This is a genomic window from Pontibacter silvestris (assembly GCF_020907275.1).
GTDB classification, from domain to species: Bacteria; Bacteroidota; Bacteroidia; order Cytophagales; family Hymenobacteraceae; genus Pontibacter; species Pontibacter silvestris.
In genome coordinates this window covers 106,176-125,393 of record NZ_JAJJWI010000011.1, presented here as the reverse complement: position 1 = coordinate 125,393, position 19,218 = coordinate 106,176, and the positions used below count along the sequence as shown (strand labels likewise).

Below are 19,218 nucleotides of genomic sequence, written 5' to 3'. Positions count from 1 at the left end.
CAGTTAAGTAAGCATGCTTGAATGATCAGGTGAAATCGAAATAGTTAGTCCGGCATCACGACACACGGTCATTTTGATAAGCTATCTATTTAATAAGAGTTCTGTATTTTATGCTTGCAGCAGATCCCTTTGTTTTTTTGGTTAGGCTTATTGACCAGTTACTTTTCATGAAAGGCCTTTCAATCAAAACAAAAAATAAAGTACTAACCAAAAGAATAAGTATCAACATGCTTATAGCCTGAATCATATAGTCTATGATATAATAATTCGTTATTTTGTTCTTAAAGAATATGTTTTGAAGCATCGAGATAACTGGGTTCTGAAGTAAATAAATAGAGTAACACATCCCTCCAATAGTAATGATGTATTTATTGTTCAAAGCTTTCTTCCATAAGCCAGCAAACAACACAAGATAAAAAAGTAAAAAGATCAAGGATGGTAAGATGAACCCCCATAGAGTTCTGAAAAAGAAGTTACTGTGTTCTTCAGGAAAAGACCAAATGAAGCAGATACAAAGGAAGCCTGCTATTGCAACTGTTTTAGTATGTAAATAGCCAAAAATGCTTTCTCCTGATGCATACAAATCAGCTAATAGAACACCCATCAAAAAGTACTGAATAAAATCATATATTGAGATAAATGGCGCAGTAAACACATTGTGCATTGCTATAAAAGCAAGAATAACCGTAACCAAAGAAAAGCGCCGGAAGGATTTCCTGAACACAAATACTTTTGCAATTAATGGGGCTAACAGATAAAACTGTATTTCTACCTCCAGGCTCCACGCAACTGAGTTGATTACTGGTAGCATTGACCTACCGTAAATTACATTATGTGAGTAAGTAAGTGAAGCAACTAAGTGCGGAAAAAGCTGATCAAAAGAGAACTTATGCTTTATAAAAATGTAAGCCATAAAAAGCACAAGCATGATTATAAAGTACGGAGGTTCCAGCCTTGTCAATCTTTTAAGATAAAACCTTTTAAGACTTGGCTTGGAAGAATTGTTTAAATAATGATTAGCAAACGGGAGACTTAATATAAAGCCACTAATAACAAAGAATATTTCTACACCTGATGTTCCCATGTTTTCAATAAAATAAGAGACAAATGAATAGTAGTGTTTCTTATCTACATAGTCATCTGTAGTCTTCAGTTTTATGAAAGCATTTATGTGCACAAGCACAACACTTAGAACAGCAATAAAACGAAGGGAGTCTATTTCAGGAATAAATTTTTGAGAAGATGTGTGTCTGCGTAGCGACTTCGGGATTTCCATTCTAAAGGATATGATGTCTGCTGTTCAAGTAGTTCGAACACGAAAAATATAGCTTGCGAACAAGCAGCCTTGGCGTTTTGTGCTGGTTTACATTCGAAGCTTCCCACTAAATAAAATTTGAAGGCTTTGCTGTCGCCTCTGTATAGTTGGTCAGATAAACTATACAGAGGCGATTTCCACCACCCATCTGCTAAAGGACAATTATAGTTTCCTGCTAATAAATGTAATAATTCAGGGAGCAAGGTACAGCTTTTCTTTTAATAGTACCTAACTAATATGTGATTTTAGCTATATTTTAATGGCTATTCAGCAATAACTAAAGAACATTGCTTTTGACTTGATCTTTTTCATGGTCTACAACTTTTGCTATAGATGAATGGGGTGGCAGAACGTTTCTTTCCAATTGATTGCGTATGTCCTAATCATTGACTTTAAGGCATTATTTAACCAGAAGATACAGCTTTATCGGCATGGAAGCTTCAGAAACAGTCTTACCTTAACTCGTATACAAAAGTACTCTTGTCTGACAGGTTAAACAATGCTTCGTATAAGCATAACACATGGACAAAAAGGTGCTCAGACGGAATAAACGGAGCAGGTACATTATCTAAAAACTATAAAGCATGGCAGATAAAACAACCCCTAAAGGTACAGCCTTGATAACAGGAGCCAGCAGTGGCATAGGATTAGAGTTGGCTGATATTTTCGCACAGCATGGCTATAATCTTGTATTGGTGGCACGTTCCGGAGAAAAGCTAGAGCAACTGGCGTTCCGGTTTGCAGTAAAACATAAAGTGTACAGTAAAGTAATTGCACAGGATTTGGCTGAGCATGATGCTCCACAGAAAATCTTTAATGAGCTAAAGCAGGCAGGTATTGTAGTGGCCATACTGGTCAATAATGCTGGTTTCGGAAACTACGGGCACTTCAGGGAAACTGCTTTGCAAGCAGAGCTGGATATGATGCAGGTAAACATGGTGGCTTTAACATACCTGTGTAAGCTATTTCTATGGCAGTTGCCCGAGGGACAAGGGGGAAAGATATTAAATGTATCTTCTGTAGCTGCTTTTCCGCCGGGGCCACTAATGGCCATTTACTATGCCAGTAAAGCTTATGTGCTTTCTTTTTCGGAAGCGCTTACTGCTGAACTGGGAGATATAGGTGTAACAGTTACGGCACTTTGCCCTGGCCCAACTGCTACAAACTTCAAAGATCGGGCTAATCTTGAAGGCTCAAGGTTGTTTAGCAAGCTGTTTTCTACTGATGCCAGAAAAGTTGCGAAGGCTGGTTTTGAGGGACTAATGAAAGGTAAGCCTGTCGTATTGGTCGGGCTTAGAAGCAAACTGACTCCACATATGGTCTATCTGGTGCCTCGCCCTTTGTTGCTTAAAGTCATAAAGTTTATACAAGAGAAAAGACAATGACCTATAACCTATCTCCACACAAACCTGAAGGAGAGCGCTCATTAGGCGCTGGTGCAAATGCACGTATTGCTTCTTTTATACATTCTTTTACATTGGTGTTATATGTGGGTATGCTGATGGTGCTGGTTGGCTTGGTAATGAAGTACCTGGCTGTAACGGGTGGAAGCTTTGTGTTTGTTTTTGCGGTGGCTGTTCTATCTTTATTCTTTTTGATACAGATTGGTCTTTCTTTTTTCTACGTGATAGCCAAGGTGCGGCTGGCGCTGCTAGGAGCTCTAAGTAGCGTGGCGCTTGTGCTGGGATACTTAGCGCTGTTGTTTCGTTTTCAGAATTGGTTTGGCTGGGAGATAATATATTTTATCGCGCTGCCTCTTTTTCTACTGATAGCTTTTTTATAATTAGGTTTCTGTACAAGCGCCGGGAGTTGGCCCCGCCACACCATAGCTTTCTGTCTCGTAACTTGCTTGTGCCATACCTTTTCGTATTGGCTTTGGGTGTTGCCTCTTTGGTGATAGACATTGCTAAGTTTAACAACAGAAATGCCGGCAGGTTGCATGAGTCGCTTTTCGACAATGAAGCAGAGCTGGATACAACAGATATGTGGCGAGCATATTAGGGCTGAAACTGTTTAAACAACTCTTAGCTAAAAAGTCAATCAAGAGGATGTCTCCTTTTGGTGTTCCATAAACCAGTCATAAATCTTTATGTTGTTATATGTCTTTGTCCAGGAGTCATGTTTTAAATCAGGGTAAATGGTAACTTCAACGTTGCCTCCAAGTGCTTTTAGAGCCTCTGCCATATCCAGCGTTTCTTCTACAGGCACTATGTCGTCTTTGGCTCCATGAAAAGCCCAGATCGGCATACGCACCAGTTTTAGGCCGTCTGATGGTTCTCCGCCACCGCATATTGGGAGTATGGCAGCAAATTTTTCCGGGTTAGCTGCTGCCCAATGCCAGGTGCCGTACCCCCCATACTAATGCCTGTCAGGTATATTCTGGATTCATCGGCACGTACTTTGGTTAATATCTCCTGCAGCCATTCATTTAAAGCAGGTACCTGCCAGTAGGAGCGGGCCGGGCATTGCGGGTAAGCAACTACAAACGGAAACTCCTTCTTATCTTGCAGGTACTGCGGCAAGCCCTGACGCTTTAGTAGCTCCAGGTTATTGCCACGCTCTCCTGCACCATGCAGGAACAATATTAAAGGCCACTTCTTTTCGGGCTGATCCTCATAAGAGGCTGGGAAGTATATCTTGTACTGGTACTGGCTCATACTTACTTCTTTAACAGGTTTATTAAGTAAATACGGCTCTTGCAGAGAATGTTATGGTTCTTGCTTAGCTATATAGCCTAATGGGGCTCCTATAATATATTTATCTTTCCGCAGTTTTCTGGTCAGTTGGCGGGCTAGTGTGTTATTTAATGTGTTATAACCAGCATAAATGCCATTTACCACTGACTTTGCATACCAGACCGGCTGTAATGTTTGTGTGTCTATCAGATAAGAATGAAACAGCGCATTAGGTTCGGTGTCATCAATTACTGTTTTTCCATAGGAGCTTACAAGAGTTGCATCATGCCAGTAGTTACGGAGGTTTACAAATAAAATTCCGTCTACGCCCGTCATCTTTATCTGACTCAGAAATTCTGGATAGCTTACATCAGTATTCAGATTAAAAATGTCAGAAGTGTTTACAATACGAGTCTGAGCTTTCTCAAGGCTGTTCTTTAATGTTTTCTCTAATTGGTTTCGGAATCTCGACTGTTCTAGATTATTAAACTTACCTCTGATATAATCTTCATAAGTGGCAGAGTCCAGTCTGCTGAAATCAGCATCAATGTCTGCTACGAGAGTAAAGATGCCAACATAATGTTTCTCTGGTTTCTGAACCTTAGCGCTATAGGTTGAGGAGGTAGCACAGCCTGAAAGCAACAGGAAAGTGAGAAATAAGGGCAACAGTGTTTTCATGTTGTGTAAATGTGAGTAGGTTCCATGTTGTAACAATGTAATAATAATATTTACAATCATAAATACTTAATATTTTAAAAACATATTTCTCTGTACCTGCACCAGCGTTAAAACCCCATGCTACTTAAAACAGCTCTGGTCTGTCATCCTTAGCTTTTCTACTGGAAAACCTTTGCTTTTGGCCTGCTTTACCAAACGGTTATAAAGTTCTTCACTTATAGCCGGAGACCGTGACAGGAACCAAAGGCTTTCCCGATCTGGGGAACCAACCATGGCATAACTATAATCAGGGGCTAACTCTAAAATCCAATAGTCACCTTTAAAGGGCCAGAAGAACTGCACCTTCAGTTTGCTGTTATTACTTCCTTCTACCAGAAAAGCTTTACCTTCTGCCTGATCTAACTTCTTATTAGGGCCACCTTTACGGCAGGAGTTTATAACATTTACATACCCTTCCGGGTTCAGCTTATACTCAGCGATAACACAGTGGCAGCCTTTCTCATAGCGTTGCGGTAAGGCGGCAATCTCATACCATATGCCCATATAACGATCCAGGTCCACATGAGGGACAGTTTCTAATGGAGGATGGCTGTTGCTGCAACTGTTTATAACAAAAGCACCAAGCATTAAGCTGCCGGCGCCTAAAAGTAGTTTAGTTTTTCTGTTCATTAGATCAGGCGGAATATGTTACAACTGCTTGGCCATTTTGTAATGTTGAATGCTACCAAACAGTAAATACGATTCTTCTACTATTTCATACCCATTGCGGCGGTAAAAGTTTACAGCATAATCGCGTGCATGGAGCATCATGGTGTCAACTCCTAAATCCCTGGCTCTATCTTCTAGGTAAGCTATAAGCATGTTGCCTATGCCTTTGCCCTGGCGGTCTGCACGTATGCCCATAAAGCGCAACTGGCCCTCCTGCGGAGTGTTCAGGTGCAGGCGGCACACACCTATTGGCTCCTTGTTGTCATCCAGCAGCATGGCATGTATGGCTTTATCATCATCTTCCACACGCTCGCTGCCTTCAGGCTGGTTCCAGGGCTGGCGAAGCGTCAGGTAGCGCAGGTGGTAATATTGTTTAAACTGGTCGGGAGTGGCAGGTTCTATTATTTTCATCTTTCTGTTTTAAAGGATATTTGGTGCAAGATTGTAAAGCATAGACTTTTCTCTGATAAACCTTCGCTTAGCCCTGCCTGCCTGTTTTGAAAAGCTGCATCGGGAAAGCATGCAAACAAAGAATCATGTCTTCTGGTCTGAATCTTACCGCCAAATAAAATAACTTTGTCGGCTCTAAATCGTGTAAATCAATTTTATAAAGTAATCACAGAAGAACAATATGGCATCTTTTGACATCGTAAGCAAGGTTGATCCGCAAACAATGGACAATGCTGTGAACACAGCCCGTAAGGAGATTATGAATCGGTATGACTTCCGCGACACCAAAGGCTCCCTGGAATACGACAAGAAGGCAAGCGAGGTGCATATTACTATGGAGAATGAAATGCGCCTGCAACACACAGAGGATGTGTTGATTGGTAAAATGGTTAAGCAGGGCTTGGATGCCACCGCACTTGATTTCTCCAAAGATCATTATCAGTCGGGTGCAATGGTGAAGAAAGACATCAAAGTAAAGGCCGGTATTGATAAAGAAACCTCAAAAAGAATTATGAAAATCATCAAAGACAGCAAATTAAAAGTGTCTGCTGCCATCATGGATGAGCAAATTCGCGTAACAGGCAAGAAGATTGATGATCTGCAGGAGGTAATTGCTCTTATGCGAGGCAACAGCGAAGAAATAGGTATGCCTTTGCAGTTTATGAATATGAAGTCGTAGCCTGCTGTTGAGTGGTAATGTAATAGCTAAAGCGTGTGAAAGTTTTCAGGATAGACAAGTAGCAATCAATTATCGAACTACTTACATTTGCCTGTTACAGCCAAAACTAATTTGTAAAACTATGGAGATTTTTGCTAATCCTGATACCTGGATAAGCTTGCTGACACTAACCTTTATGGAGGTGGTGCTTGGTATAGATAACATTGTGTTTATCTCAATTATAGTAGGCCGCCTGCCTGTAGACCAGCAGGGCAAAGGACGTACTATAGGATTAATGCTGGCATTGGTGTTCAGGGTAATTCTACTACTCTTTATCTCCTGGATTGTGGGGGCCAATACGGCACTTGTCACTATAAACCTGCCTCTTACTGAGAACATGTTTGATGTATCCTGGCGAGACATTATTCTGTTTGCTGGTGGTCTGTTCCTGATTGCCAAGAGTACAACAGAAATCCATAATAAGCTTGAAGGAGAAGAAGAATCAGAAGGGGGAAAGGTGTATAGTTCTCTAACGCAGGTAATCATTCAGATTAGTTTGGTAGATATTGTCTTCTCATTCGATTCTATTCTGACAGCCGTAGGGTTGGCACAGCATGTCGAGATTATGATTGTGGCTGTTATTCTGGCAATGGGTATTATGCTGGCATTCTCTAAATATGTAAGCGACTTTGTGAACAAGCATCCTACAGTTAAAATGCTGGCCCTGTCGTTCCTGATCCTGATCGGCTTTATGTTGGTAATTGAGGCCCTGCATATGCATGTTCCAAAAGGGTATATTTACTTTGCCATGTTCTTCTCATTATTGGTTGAAATACTGAACATGCGGTTGCGTAAAAAGGGAGACCCTGTTAAGCTGCGCCAAAGCGAAGTGCGTGAAGAAGGTAACCCAATGGCATAAGAACGAACTTGGAATATAAAATAAAAACCACAGAAGCGGCTCCGTTCAACGAAGCCGCTTTTTTTATAGCCGGTCATAAGTAACCAAGATATAGTAAAAAGCTATATCTTAGAGATACTAAAACAAACTTGCTCCTCTTTACATGTCTATGCGCCTCCGCAACATCTTACTTTCTGTCTTTCTGTTATTTGCTGTCACAGCTATATCGCTGCTAAGCGTTTATTTGCTACAGCCCCCGCAGGCATTACCAGCAGATGCGCCTGCACAGGAATTTTCATCAGGTCGAGCTATGGACTATGTACGGCAGATAGCAGCAGAGCCGCATGCTATGGGCACACCTGCACACGACCGTGTACGAGATTACCTGGTAAGCCAAATGGAGCAGTTAAGGTTAAGCCCACAGGTGCAGGAGGCTACTGTGGTAAGGCAGGCAGGCAAAGCCGCTTTTGCTGCTTATGTGCAGAACGTAATTGGCAGGCTTAAAGGTACTGGTAGTGGAAAAGCACTGCTGCTCATGGCGCATTACGATTCTCAGCCGAGCACACCTGGTGCCGGCGACGATGCAGCCGGGGTGGCAGCTTTACTGGAAACAGCGCGAGTCTTGCAACAAAGCGATCCTTTACAGAATGATGTGATTTTTTTGTTGACAGACGGAGAGGAATATGGTCTGAACGGTGCCCGTGCCTTTATGCAGCACCCCTGGCTGAAAGATGTTGGACTGGTTATAAACCTGGAGGGACGCGGGAACCGTGGTCCTAGCTTTACTTTTGAGGTAAGCCCTGAAAATGGATGGCTGATGCAGGAGTTTGCTAAAGCAGCACCATACCCTATTGCGGGATCTGTTATGTATGAAGTGTACAAGCGCATGCCCAACGACACCGACTTTAGTATTACACGTGAGGCAGGCATAGTGGGCGTAAACAGTGCCTTAGTAAATGGCTTTGTGAACTACCACAGCATGACAGACACGCCCGATAACCTTGATCAGAACAGTCTGCAGCACCACGGCCGCAACACGTTGGCGCTGGCGAGGCATTTTGGAAACCTATCGCTGGAAAACGCGAAGTCACGTGATCGCGTGTTCTTTAACCCAGTTGGTAAATGGCTGGTACAGTATCCTGTGGGAAACAATCTGCTTTGGGTGGGTATCCTGACACTGCTTTTTGTAGTTACCTGGAAATTAGGCACAAAACGAAAAGTATTCAAAATAGGCCAGGTACTGTTAGGAGGATTGCTGTATCTGTTAATGCTGGCGGTAATAGGCGCTCTTTGCTGGTTTATAAATCCGTTGGTGTTGGAGACAATGCCCTATTATACAGCTGGGGGTACATATAATACAGATAGTTTTTTTGCAGCTTACCTGCTGCTGGCATTGGGAGCATACCTGTTCCTTAGTTGGCTTGTCACTCGCTGGATGAAGGTTTTCTCATTGGCTATGGGGGCTCACCTGGTTTGGTTGGTACTGTTAGGGGTAGTTTTGTTTACCGTAATGAATGCTGCCTACATTTTACTATTCCCATTACTGTTTAGTATGGTAGGGCTGTTGCTGGTGTTAAAGTTCAGGCTGTATGAAAAACCGGGTAACTGGGGGTATGGTATAGTATTATTAGTAGCTGCAGTTCCAGGCTTATTTATGATGGGCCCTATCGTATACCTGCTCTTCGTTATATTCGACCTGGCATTACCTGTTGCTATGGTGCTGTTGTTAGGTTTGCTGGCTGGTATTCTGCTACCGTTGCTATTGTTGATAGATAGTGGTTTCAGGTTACTAAAAGTTCCTGTGCTGTCGCTGGTGCTGTTAGGGGCAGGAGTAGTAGTAGTATTTATTTCTGTTGATAAAGAAAAGCCAAGTGCAGCACAGCCAGCTAAAACCCAGTTGAGCTATTTCTTTAATGCAGATACCAGAGATGCCTTCTGGGCTTCCTTAGATAAAACCCCGGATACTTGGTCAATGCAGTACTTAGGAGCTGATGCTTTAGAAGGACCCTTAACCAGTATTTATCCACATGCCTCGCTCTCTTATTTACAGGCACCCGCCCGATTGCTGGAGCTAAAAGCGCCGGAAGCAGAAGTACTGCAGGACTCAGTAGCGGGAGGTAGACGGTTTATAAAAATACAGCTGTCATCCCCACGTCAGGCACAGCACCTGGAGCTTATTTTAAAGCCGGAGCAAGGTAGTATTATATCGGCAGTAGCGTTAAACAATATGCCTGTTTCACTGGAGCCTTTGCAAACCCCGGAAGGAGATATTTATTACACCCGATTGTTAGGCCTGCCTCAGTCTAAAGCCGCAACGCTAAACCTGCAAACATCAGAAGGGAGTAGTTTCAACCTGATAGTCTATGACCAGAGTATCGGGCTGCCCCTGGAACTGTTGCAGAATAACCCTCGGCCCAAAAACATTATCCCGGCGCCAGGCTGGTATAGCAATACGACGGTAGTCCGGAAAACATACAGGTTCTGAAAAGTGGAGCCAGTAAAGGGACCACTGCATTTTTTAAGGAATCGTATTAGATACAGAACAAAATTATAAACGGTAGTAGTATTAAGTATACTTAACAACTACTGAAATTAAGTAATGATGTATCATAAACAATTAACTTCTGCCTTTGGAGCTATTCTTTTACTGATGCTGGCTGTGGCTTGTAGTGGTCCTTCAGAAAAGCAAAGCACTTCAGGGGAAGAACCGCCTGCAAGTACAGCTAATCTTGCTTTTTGGGATTATGCTGCCAGCACCAATATGCTGCAGGCACAGCTGGGGCAAATAGCTTCTGAAAAGGCACAGAGTAAGCCGTTGAGGAAAATAGGAGAGGAAGAGGAGGACTTTAATAATAAAGCTTTACAGAAGCTTAAAAGGTTAGTGCGAAAGCAACCTCATATTCAGCTGCCTGACAGTTTGGGAGGAGCCGATCAGGAAATTGTGTATGAATTCAGGTCTTTACAAGATACTGAATTTAACAGCCGCTACAGAAGCTTCCTTGTATCTTCGCATGAGTCACAACTGGCGTGGTATGAAGATGCACTTCGTGATTTTAAAGATCCTGCACTACGGCGCTGGGTTTACGGTATGCAGGAACATTTACGGGAGCAGCTACAAGAAATAGCAAAAACCGATAGCACACAGGTACAAGTCTCTGAGTGAGGTTGCTGAAAGTTGTAGAATAAACATTAGCAGTTCTTAAATCAATTTATAAAAAAGAGGAAGCTACTGATTCAGCTTCCTCTTTTTCTTTCATAGGCTTACTCTGCTTTTGCAGTAACCGTTTCTTCAGGCTTCTTCTTTACATCCTCCTTACGTTCCGGAGCCTTCCAGTCAATACCTAGCGTGTATTTATGTATCCATTTTATTTCCTCAATATCCCGGATACGCTGGTGACGAGGCTCACGGAAACCATGTGGCTCACGAGGGAACTGGATATAGCGTACTGTTTTACCCATATCTTTCAGGGCTGTGAACAACATCATGCTTTGTACCTCCGTGTCGGTTACGTCGCTGGAGCCATGCAGAATAATAGTTGGCGTTTCAATATTCTTTGCATTGGTCAGTACAGATTTCTGGCGGTAGCCTTCCGGGTTCTCCCAGGGAGTGCCTTTAATATACCACAGACGCACATCGTGGTTAAAGCCGATGCCATACTCAGAGGTCCAATCAGATACCATAGCGCCAAGTGAGGCTGCTTTAAAGCGATTTGTTTTGGTGATGGTAGTGCCACCCAGAATACCGCCGTAGCTCCATCCACGCACAGCCATCTTGTTCTTATCCACCAGGCCATCGGCAATGAGTTTATCAACACCGCTCATCAGATCTTCATAATCGCCACCACCAATGTCTCCCATATTGCCGCGCAGCAACTCGTCTGTGTACCCACTGCTACCACGCACGTTAGGGGCAAGTTGTACATACCCCAGGTTCGCCCAAACATGGTAAGAAGGGTTAAAGCTGTTCGTAAACACGCCAGCCGGACCACCATGTATGTGCAGCAGGAACGGGTACTGCTTGCCTTTCTGGTAGTTTGGTGGCAGGTACAAAATGCCTTCTACTTCTAAGCCGTCTTTGCTCTTCCAGCGTATTACTTCTGCAGATGCCAGCTGCAGTGTGTCTGTAATGCGAGGATTAAGGTTTGTAAGTTTAGTCGGGTTAAATTTATCTACCGAAGATACATACAAATCCGTTGGTGTTTTATAGTCACTATAGCTAAGAACAGCCTTGCTTCTATCGGGTGTCATGTCTACCACGCGCCAGGTGCCGGTGCGATTACTTAAGTTTTTGATATCGCCTTTGGCTACATGTAAGCGGTAGAGGTTTGAGTTAGTGCCATGCAAACCCGTAAACAGGATAGACTTAGCATCCGGTGCCCAATAGTAATTGCCGATGTTGCCTTCAAACTTGCCGGACACCATGCGGTACTGCTGTGTATTAGGGTCCATCACCCATATTTTGTCATTTCTTAGTTCCCAGTTATTGTCATCTGCGGCTGAGTAGGCAAACGTTTTACCATCCGGAGCCCATGCCAAATCACTTTCAGGCGCTTTGTTATCTGTAAGGCGGGTGGTTGTAGTGTCTGATGCTAATTGCAGCAGGTATATCTCTGACAGGTTACTCTGGTTGCGTCGGTTTTCGGTGCGGGAAGTAAAGATGAGGCGTTTACCATCTGGTGCCACATCAAAATCTTTAATAATCTGCTCTCCCTTGGTTAGCTTCTTTGCCTTTTTGGTATTGATGTCAAACACCCAGATGTTGTTCCAGGAATCTTCTTGCTGTCCATTAGGGCCTTCGTCTATAAATACAGCATCGTTGCCATCTTTGTATAACTTTTGTTCTTCTTTGGTGCGAGGGACAGAAGAAATAAAATACAGTTTCTGGCTGTCTTTGCTCCAAATATATTTTTCTATGCTATTGTCGTGCTTTGTTAGCTGTACAGCCTCACCACCTGCCGTAGGCATCAGGAAAAGCTGTTGATGATCGTCAGCTTTACGCTTCAAGGCAATGTATTTACCATCAGGAGAGTAAGAGAGAGCAGACCCTCCATCATCGCCTAGGTATTGATAAGCTTCGCCTCCGCTTGCTGAAACATGGTGGTAAGTCGTTTCGCGCTTGTTCTTGCTCCAGTTCAGGTCAGACTTGCCATATATAACGGTTTTCCCATCCGGAGAGATAATAGCATTACCAAGTGAAACCATGTTAAGACCATCGTCTGTGGTCATGGGTTGTTTTTGCGCTGTTGCCGTGCCGCAGGTTAAAGCCGCAGACAGCAGGAAAATCAATCGCTTGTTCATAAAATAATCAGGTAGTTTAGGTTAGTTAGATTCTATAAAGATAAATAAAATCTGTGGGAGGTGCTATTTATTAAAGGAGGGGGAACAGTAGCATAAGTTTATTCTGACCAACTTTATTGATGATTGGTATTGTAAAGAAGCAAAATTTATGAGAAAGGTTCCGGTGCTACGTTAGTAATGTGGCCGGAGCAGAACAACAGGCAAAGCAGTTTCTTTTTAAGCTTTGACAGCTCAAAAGAAACTAACAATTTATAAATCTATATAAAGTAACTTAGATATTACTTCCAGAGATTAGCTGCCTTGCGAGCCATCCGGAAAAAAAGCTCTCTCTCCAGACCTGCTACCTGTCGGGCTTCTTTATCAGAATAACCATTCTCCACAGCATTCAGATAGTCATAGTAAAGCTGCGCCAATTCAAGAGAATCACCTTCAAAGCATTCGGCCAGGTCTTCGTGGGCTATTTTTTCCGGCTCAAACAATTTAGAAGGATACAGTCTGTCTAACTGATAAATAAGATATTTTTGCTGCGTATTGTTCTGGCTGCCGCCAAAAAGCTGCTCAATAGGTAACTCATCATCTTCCTCAATCTCATCTTCATCAAAATCATCTTCTACAGAGAGAGGTTCATACATAATAATATCAAAGTCAACCAGTTCCAGGTACTCGTCAAAACGCTCTTTTACCGGAATAATGGTAGGCGCATCATAAGGCTGGTTGAGCACATCCGCCATGTGTAATGCGATCTCTTTTCCCTTTTCTCCGGCACCGATCAGTATCTGGTTAAACTGCGTGAAATCGCATCCTAGGTAAATGAACTTATACTCATCATCAAGCACAGTAAAGCACCACAGGGTGATAAATTCTGTGTCATCTATTACCACCGTATCGATGTATAGCTCATTTACTTGTATATAATTAGGGGTGTACTCCAGCGCATCCATAGCTTTAGGGCTTAACTTACCAGTCTTTCCACAGCCTGTGACATTACAGGTGCTGAAAGAGCTTAATAAAGACATTACGTATAATTAAAAGAAGATTCCGTTTTTGGTATTAGATTAAAACAAGATATAATTTCTGCTACGACTATAATCCTCTTTTGATTCGATGAATATTATAAATATTGGCTGTTTATGTAAAATAATAATGGTGAGTTAACTTTAAGCTGTTGTAAACACACTTTCTGTAAGGAGCACCATCTTATGTAAAGCGCCGCTGAAACCAATGTATTCAGCGATTGTAGTTATATCAAAATATAACAAATTACTTTAAATATAGGAAAGATGATTGATATTTCAGCACCCTTGGGCAAGAATATAACTACAATCACTCCATAAAATTCATAACATTCTTATAAGCAAGCTTCTCATGTTGTTCTCATGTTAAACTTTTGAGATAGTTCAGTAATGCTTAAGGACAAAAGAGGATCAAAGGACTTAAGCATCTTTTCTAAGCTGTTATAATCATCTACTAGTAGTATCAGTAGTTCTTTTATACAAAGAATATAAGCCCATAAGGCTGCTGCCGTTGTATAAACAGCAGCAGCTAGAGTTTAGGCTAATTAAGCAGTATTGTTCCCTTTATAAAGACTTACTTAAAAAGTCCCATACCACTACTCCGGTAGCCACAGATATATTCAGCGAATGCTTTGTGCCAAACTGGGGGATCTCCAGTACTAAATCAGAAATGCTAATAACTTCCTGCTCTACGCCAAATACTTCGTTCCCCAACACAAAAGCATACTGTTGCCCCGGCTCCGGTTTGAAGTCGTTCAGCTTCGTGCTGTTTTCTGCCTGCTCTACAGAAACAATTTTATAGGCCTGTGCTTTAAGCTCTTGCACCAGTTCCAACGTGTTAGGTACATGCTCCCAGTCTACCGATTCGGTTGCTCCCAGGGCTGTTTTCTCAATATCGCGGTGAGGTGGTGTGCCGGTAATGCCGCAGAGGTAAATCTTTTCGGCCATAAAGGCATCGGCGGTGCGAAACACAGAGCCGACATTATTCAGGCTGCGTACATTGTCCAGCACCAAGACTAACGGTATTTTTTTCTTATTTTTGAATTCTTCAACCGATTCACGGTTGAGTTCGTCCATCGAAAGTTTACGCAAAACAAAAAAGCTTAAATTGAATGATGATGCTATAGTTTAAGTTCTACTATAGGTACTGTAAAGCTCCGAGAGTTATGTCAGGAATCATAATTTATTTTACCATTATCGCCTTGTAAAGGTCGTTAAGGCTATGTTTGCATTAACCAAAGCTGACTATGCACATTCACTACATACAAAATCATAGCCTGTCTGGTTTAGGAATGATCCAAACCTGGATAGAAGAGCACCATCATACTGTTACAGGAACAGTAATGGATGCTGATGCGGTGCTTCCGCCAGTTGACGATTTTGATTTGTTGATAGTATTAGGTGGCATTATGGGTGCTTATGAGGAAGATGCTTACCCTTGGCTCATCAAAGAAAAGGAATTTATTCGGGAGGCCGTGAAGCGTAAAAAGTTTGTGTTAGGTATCTGCCTGGGAGCTCAGTTGATTGCCGATGCCCTAGGAGGTAAAGCTTATCCACATGCGCACCAGGAAATAGGCTGGTGTAACATAAGCTTAAACGAGCAGGCTGCTTCAGTGCCTTTTCTGAAAGGGCTGCCGGAGAATTTTACAGCTTTTCAGTTTCATGGAGATACTTTTTTGCTGCCGGAAGGAGCTAAGGTAGCGGCAAGTAATGAGGCTTGTGCCAATCAGTTGTTTGTGTACGGAGAGCATGTGGTGGGGGCACAGTTTCACCCAGAGTATGATGAGCAGATTATAAGCCACCTGATGAAGTACAGCAAAGGGAAACTGGCTGCGGGGCCTTATGTACAGGATGCCGTTAGCTGGCTGAATCAGGAAGAACACAAAAAGAACATGAAGGCGTTTCTGTACACGTTGCTTGGCAACATTGAGGAAAGCGCGCAAGAGGTAAGCAAAGCAAGTAAGTTGTCTTGTTACCAGTAAACTTTAATACATTTATCCGATAACGATACGCATTTTACAGATATATGAAAGGAGGAGATAAAGGCACCGTAACCCCACTCATGAAGCAGTACAACGCTATTAAGGGGAAGCACCCGGGGGCGCTGTTGCTTTTCAGGGTAGGGGACTTTTACGAAACCTTTGGAGAAGATGCCATCAAAGCAAGTAAGATACTGGATATTGTGCTAACTAAGCGAGGCAATGGCTCTGCCTCTGAAACAGCGCTGGCAGGTTTTCCGCATCACTCCTTGGACACTTACCTGCCAAAGCTGGTAAGGGCAGGGGAGCGCGTGGCTATCTGCGACCAGTTAGAAGACCCTAAAACGGTAAAAGGTATTGTAAAGCGTGGCGTAACAGAGTTGGTAACGCCGGGTGTTTCTTTTAACGACCAGGTGCTGGAAAGGCACAGTAACAATTACTTGGCTGCGGTACATTTTGGCAAGACCGAAACGGGCATTTCTTTTTTGGATGTTTCTACCGGAGAGTTCATCACAGCGCAGGGAGACAGGAACTATATTGGCAAGCTATTGCAAAGCCTGGCACCAGCGGAGGTCCTATTCTGCAAACATGAGAAAGAAACCTTTACCGAGCGCTATGGCCCGGACTTCAGGTACTATGCGCTGGAAGAATGGGTCTTTAAATATGATTTCGCTTACGAGTCGCTGACAAGGCAATTTAACACAGCTTCACTGAAAGGCTTTGGCATAGAGGGAATGAGTGAAGGTATTATTTCTGCCGGAGCTATTCTGCATTATCTTTCTGAAACGCAACATAACGAGATCAGTCACATTGCCACCATCTCCCGCTTGGAGGAAGATAAGTATGTGTGGCTGGATAGGTTTACGGTGCGTAACCTGGAGCTGCTGTTTCCACAGCATCAGGAGGGAGTACCGCTGATACAGGTGCTCGACCAAACAGTAACGCCAATGGGAGCCCGTTTGCTGAAGAAATGGGTGGTATTGCCGCTAAAGGATGCCACGCAGATCAGGCGCCGCCTGGATACAGTGGAGGCGCTTACGCAGCACCGTGAGTTACTGGATGAGCTTACGATGCATTTGAAGCAGATAAACGACCTGGAGCGCTTGATTTCGAAAGTTGCCGTACGCCGGGTAAACCCGCGGGAGCTGATACAGCTGGCAAAAGCGCTGGATGCCATACAACCGATTCAGCAACTATTGGCGCTGAGTGATATTCTTGCGCTGCAGCGGCTAGCTGCTCAGTTAGCACCCTGCGATGGCCTGCGGGAAGAAATAAAAAGGGTGCTGAAGCCAGAGCCTCCTTTGCTCACGAACCAGGGCAATATGATCAACGATGGTGTACAGGAAGAGTTAGATGAGTTGCGCCAGATTGCTTTCTCGGGCAAAGATTACCTGACGCAGATACAGCAGCGTGAAGTGCAGAACACAGGCATCAGTTCACTTAAAATAGCCTACAACAAAGTATTTGGTTATTATCTGGAGGTAAGTAATGCACACAAAGATAAAGTGCCTTCTTCCTGGATTCGGAAGCAGACGCTGGTAAATGCAGAACGCTACATTACAGAAGAGCTGAAAACGTATGAAGAGAAGATTCTGAATGCCGAAGAGCGTATTTATACCATCGAGTTCAGGCTTTTTAATGAGTTGGTGCTGCATGCAATGGATTATGTTGCACAGGTACAGCAAAATGCCAAAGTAATTGGGGTTATCGACTGCCTGAGTTCTTTTGCCAACATTGCAATTAGCAGCCGTTATGTAAAGCCTGAAGTAAGTGAGGGGCATGTGCTGGATATTAAGAAAGGCCGCCATCCGGTAATTGAGAAGCAACTGCCATTAGGAGAAGCTTACGTACCCAATGATATCTTTCTCGACAATGAACAGCAGCAGGTTATTATTATTACAGGGCCGAACATGGCTGGCAAAAGTGCTTTGCTACGCCAGACGGCACTGATTGTGCTGATGACTCAGATTGGATGTTTTGTGCCTGCAGAGGCCGCTTCTGTAGGTATTATCGATAAGATCTTTACCCGTGTAGGCGCATCGGATAATCTGTCAAAAGGAGAATCTACCTTTATGGTGGAGATGACTGAGACAGCCAGCATTATGAATAACCTCTCGGACCGTAGCCTGGTGTTAATGGATGAGATTGGCCGTGGTACGAGCACCTACGATGGTATTTCCATTGCCTGGGCCATTGTAGAGCACCTGCACAACCACCCGAAGTTCAGGGCCAAAACACTTTTCGCAACGCATTACCACGAGTTGAACCAACTGGCCGAAGAACTGCCACGCGTGAAGAATTATAATGTTTCGGTAAAAGAAGCAGGTGGAAAGATTTTGTTTATGCGCAAACTTGTTGAGGGTGGCAGTGAACATAGCTTTGGTATACATGTGGCGCAGATGGCTGGTATGCCCAATAGCGTGGTGTTGCGTGCTGATGAAATAATGCATCACCTGGAGCAGGAGAAAGTATCGGAGCAGGCACCACAGCAGCGAATGAAATCAGCGCCTAAAAGTAATTACCAGCTAAGCATGTTTGAGATACACGACCCGCAGATGGAGCGTATAAAAGAAGCTTTTGAAAAGGTAGATATCAACACCATTACCCCTGTAGAGGCTCTTTTGAAACTAAATGAGCTGAAACTGATGCTGCAGGATAAAAAAGAAACTGCTAAGTAGTCAGAATGGTAGCAGAAGCAACAACTTCTGCTACCATTTTTAATAAAGCAGGAATAGCTTGTTTAAATAGGTGTAAATGTTTTTGAAAATTTTCTTCCTGATAATCAGTATCAAAAGAAAAAATAGAGGAAAATTTTTACAGTAGCTATTGACAAGTCAAATTTTGTCTATATCTTTGCATCACTAAATCACTACGGCGGTTTAGAAAAAACAAAAAAAGCGGGAGTAGCTCAGTTGGTAGAGCGCGACCTTGCCAAGGTCGAGGCCGCGGGTTCGAATCCCGTCTCCCGCTCAGTAATGGAACAAAGACGTTGTTATACGCAACGTCTTTGTTTTTTGAAGAAACCACTTCGGACCTTGCTCCGAATGGCTGCCGGGATGGTGGAACTGGTAGACACGCAAGACTTAAAATCTTGTGGCCGCTTAGGCCGTGCGGGTTCGATTCCCGCTCCTGGTACATTAAAGCCTCAAAGCCTCTGTTGCTATTGCGACAGAGGCTTTTTGCTTTACAAGCTGTTTTTAACATTTGCTTTAGCAAAGGTCCTGTTCCTGTACAGGTTTGTCCATTTAACTGCTTTTGCTCGTATAAAAAAAAGTCCTCAGAAGCTTACTTTAAAGTCTTTTTATGGAGCATAAAACAGTGCTTATTACAAATGTCCATGAACTGTGTCGGCTGTTTCCGGAAAGAGATTCTTCTGTAGTTGAAGTGCTGCTTGGACTACAGGCAGAGGTGGATTACCATGGCGTTGGCCAAGTAATACTTATTCCTCATAAAGAGAAGCAAAGGTGTCTGTTCCATTTTTCTCATGAGAACATCCTGGGTATACACTATACCTTCATCAACATGCTGGCTTAAGTAAGCATGTAC

Annotated in this window: 19 protein-coding genes and 2 tRNA genes; 12 read left to right on the top strand and 9 right to left on the bottom strand. The window is 43.2% G+C overall.

Going from position 1 to position 19,218, the window contains the following annotated elements:
• Nucleotides 1-85: 85 nt before the first annotated feature.
• Nucleotides 86-1,276, bottom strand: a complete 1,191-nt coding sequence (locus tag LN995_RS11925) for an acyltransferase family protein (protein ID WP_229961297.1) — start codon at nucleotides 1,274-1,276, stop codon at nucleotides 86-88.
• A gap of 623 nt (nucleotides 1,277-1,899) precedes the next feature.
• On the opposite strand from LN995_RS11925, the gene LN995_RS11920 reads away from it, so the two are divergent.
• The 3 genes from LN995_RS11920 (at nucleotide 1,900) to LN995_RS11910 (ending at nucleotide 3,316) form a co-directional block, all read left to right on the top strand.
• Nucleotides 1,900-2,700, top strand: coding sequence for an SDR family NAD(P)-dependent oxidoreductase (locus LN995_RS11920; RefSeq protein ID WP_229961296.1), 801 nt, complete (start codon nucleotides 1,900-1,902; stop codon nucleotides 2,698-2,700).
• Nucleotides 2,697-3,098, top strand: a complete 402-nt coding sequence (locus LN995_RS11915; RefSeq protein WP_229961295.1) for a hypothetical protein — start codon at nucleotides 2,697-2,699, stop codon at nucleotides 3,096-3,098. Before LN995_RS11920 ends, LN995_RS11915 begins: the two co-directional genes overlap by 4 nt.
• Before the next feature lie 68 nt (nucleotides 3,099-3,166).
• Nucleotides 3,167-3,316, top strand: a complete 150-nt coding sequence (locus tag LN995_RS11910; RefSeq protein WP_229961294.1) for a hypothetical protein — start codon at nucleotides 3,167-3,169, stop codon at nucleotides 3,314-3,316.
• 39 nt (nucleotides 3,317-3,355) lie between these two features.
• On the opposite strand, the gene LN995_RS11905 is transcribed toward LN995_RS11910, so the two are convergent.
• The 5 genes from LN995_RS11905 to LN995_RS11885 all read right to left on the bottom strand — a co-directional run bounded on the left by LN995_RS11905 (nucleotide 3,356) and on the right by LN995_RS11885 (nucleotide 5,787).
• Nucleotides 3,356-3,616: a carboxylesterase family protein gene (locus LN995_RS11905; protein WP_317206950.1), complete on the bottom strand. Its 261-nt coding sequence runs from the start codon at nucleotides 3,614-3,616 to the stop codon at nucleotides 3,356-3,358.
• The gene (locus LN995_RS11900) at nucleotides 3,574-3,972 is read right to left on the bottom strand and encodes a carboxylesterase family protein (protein WP_229961293.1); all 399 of its coding nucleotides are present in this window, start codon (nucleotides 3,970-3,972) and stop codon (nucleotides 3,574-3,576) included. The genes LN995_RS11905 and LN995_RS11900 overlap by 43 nt, the downstream gene beginning before the upstream one ends.
• A gap of 51 nt (nucleotides 3,973-4,023) precedes the next feature.
• Nucleotides 4,024-4,668, bottom strand: a complete 645-nt coding sequence (locus tag LN995_RS11895) for a hypothetical protein (protein WP_229961292.1) — start codon at nucleotides 4,666-4,668, stop codon at nucleotides 4,024-4,026.
• Nucleotides 4,669-4,788: 120 nt separating this feature from the next.
• Nucleotides 4,789-5,337, bottom strand: a complete 549-nt coding sequence (locus tag LN995_RS11890) for a lipocalin family protein (protein WP_229961291.1) — start codon at nucleotides 5,335-5,337, stop codon at nucleotides 4,789-4,791.
• 18 nt (nucleotides 5,338-5,355) lie between these two features.
• Nucleotides 5,356-5,787, bottom strand: coding sequence for a GNAT family N-acetyltransferase (locus LN995_RS11885; RefSeq protein WP_229961290.1), 432 nt, complete (start codon nucleotides 5,785-5,787; stop codon nucleotides 5,356-5,358).
• A gap of 220 nt (nucleotides 5,788-6,007) precedes the next feature.
• Here LN995_RS11885 and LN995_RS11880 point away from each other — a divergent pair, with 220 nt between their 5' ends.
• From LN995_RS11880 to LN995_RS11865, 4 genes are all read left to right on the top strand, one after another.
• Entirely contained in the window at nucleotides 6,008-6,505 is a 498-nt protein-coding gene (locus tag LN995_RS11880) for a YajQ family cyclic di-GMP-binding protein (RefSeq protein ID WP_229961289.1), read from the top strand.
• Nucleotides 6,506-6,626: 121 nt separating this feature from the next.
• Nucleotides 6,627-7,403, top strand: a complete 777-nt coding sequence (locus LN995_RS11875; RefSeq protein ID WP_229961288.1) for a TerC family protein — start codon at nucleotides 6,627-6,629, stop codon at nucleotides 7,401-7,403.
• 142 nt (nucleotides 7,404-7,545) lie between these two features.
• Entirely contained in the window at nucleotides 7,546-9,867 is a 2,322-nt protein-coding gene (locus tag LN995_RS11870) for a M20/M25/M40 family metallo-hydrolase (RefSeq protein WP_229961287.1), read from the top strand.
• A 114-nt stretch (nucleotides 9,868-9,981) separates the two neighbouring features.
• Nucleotides 9,982-10,545 carry a DUF4142 domain-containing protein gene (locus tag LN995_RS11865; RefSeq protein ID WP_229961286.1) on the top strand — a complete coding sequence of 188 codons (564 nt, stop codon included), beginning with the start codon at nucleotides 9,982-9,984 and terminating at the stop codon, nucleotides 10,543-10,545.
• Between the two features lie 98 nt (nucleotides 10,546-10,643).
• On the opposite strand, the gene LN995_RS11860 is transcribed toward LN995_RS11865, so the two are convergent.
• The 3 genes from LN995_RS11860 to LN995_RS11850 form a co-directional block, all read right to left on the bottom strand.
• Nucleotides 10,644-12,680 (bottom strand): S9 family peptidase, encoded by a 2,037-nt coding sequence (locus LN995_RS11860; RefSeq protein WP_229961285.1) that lies wholly within the window; start codon nucleotides 12,678-12,680, stop codon nucleotides 10,644-10,646.
• A 278-nt stretch (nucleotides 12,681-12,958) separates the two neighbouring features.
• Entirely contained in the window at nucleotides 12,959-13,696 is a 738-nt protein-coding gene (locus LN995_RS11855) for a hypothetical protein (RefSeq protein WP_229961284.1), read from the bottom strand.
• A gap of 561 nt (nucleotides 13,697-14,257) precedes the next feature.
• Nucleotides 14,258-14,770, bottom strand: coding sequence for an RNA methyltransferase (locus tag LN995_RS11850; RefSeq protein WP_229961342.1), 513 nt, complete (start codon nucleotides 14,768-14,770; stop codon nucleotides 14,258-14,260).
• A 170-nt stretch (nucleotides 14,771-14,940) separates the two neighbouring features.
• On the opposite strand from LN995_RS11850, the gene LN995_RS11845 reads away from it, so the two are divergent.
• The 5 genes from LN995_RS11845 to LN995_RS11825 all read left to right on the top strand — a co-directional run bounded on the left by LN995_RS11845 (nucleotide 14,941) and on the right by LN995_RS11825 (nucleotide 19,206).
• Nucleotides 14,941-15,675 carry a type 1 glutamine amidotransferase gene (locus LN995_RS11845; protein WP_229961283.1) on the top strand — a complete coding sequence of 245 codons (735 nt, stop codon included), beginning with the start codon at nucleotides 14,941-14,943 and terminating at the stop codon, nucleotides 15,673-15,675.
• A 44-nt stretch (nucleotides 15,676-15,719) separates the two neighbouring features.
• Nucleotides 15,720-18,350 (top strand): DNA mismatch repair protein MutS, encoded by a 2,631-nt coding sequence (mutS, locus tag LN995_RS11840; RefSeq protein WP_229961282.1) that lies wholly within the window; start codon nucleotides 15,720-15,722, stop codon nucleotides 18,348-18,350.
• 219 nt (nucleotides 18,351-18,569) lie between these two features.
• Nucleotides 18,570-18,642: transfer RNA gene (locus LN995_RS11835), tRNA-Gly, on the top strand.
• Between the two features lie 80 nt (nucleotides 18,643-18,722).
• Nucleotides 18,723-18,807: transfer RNA gene (locus LN995_RS11830), tRNA-Leu, on the top strand.
• Nucleotides 18,808-18,975: 168 nt separating this feature from the next.
• The gene (locus LN995_RS11825) at nucleotides 18,976-19,206 is read left to right on the top strand and encodes a hypothetical protein (protein WP_229961281.1); all 231 of its coding nucleotides are present in this window, start codon (nucleotides 18,976-18,978) and stop codon (nucleotides 19,204-19,206) included.
• Nucleotides 19,207-19,218 lie beyond the last annotated feature (12 nt).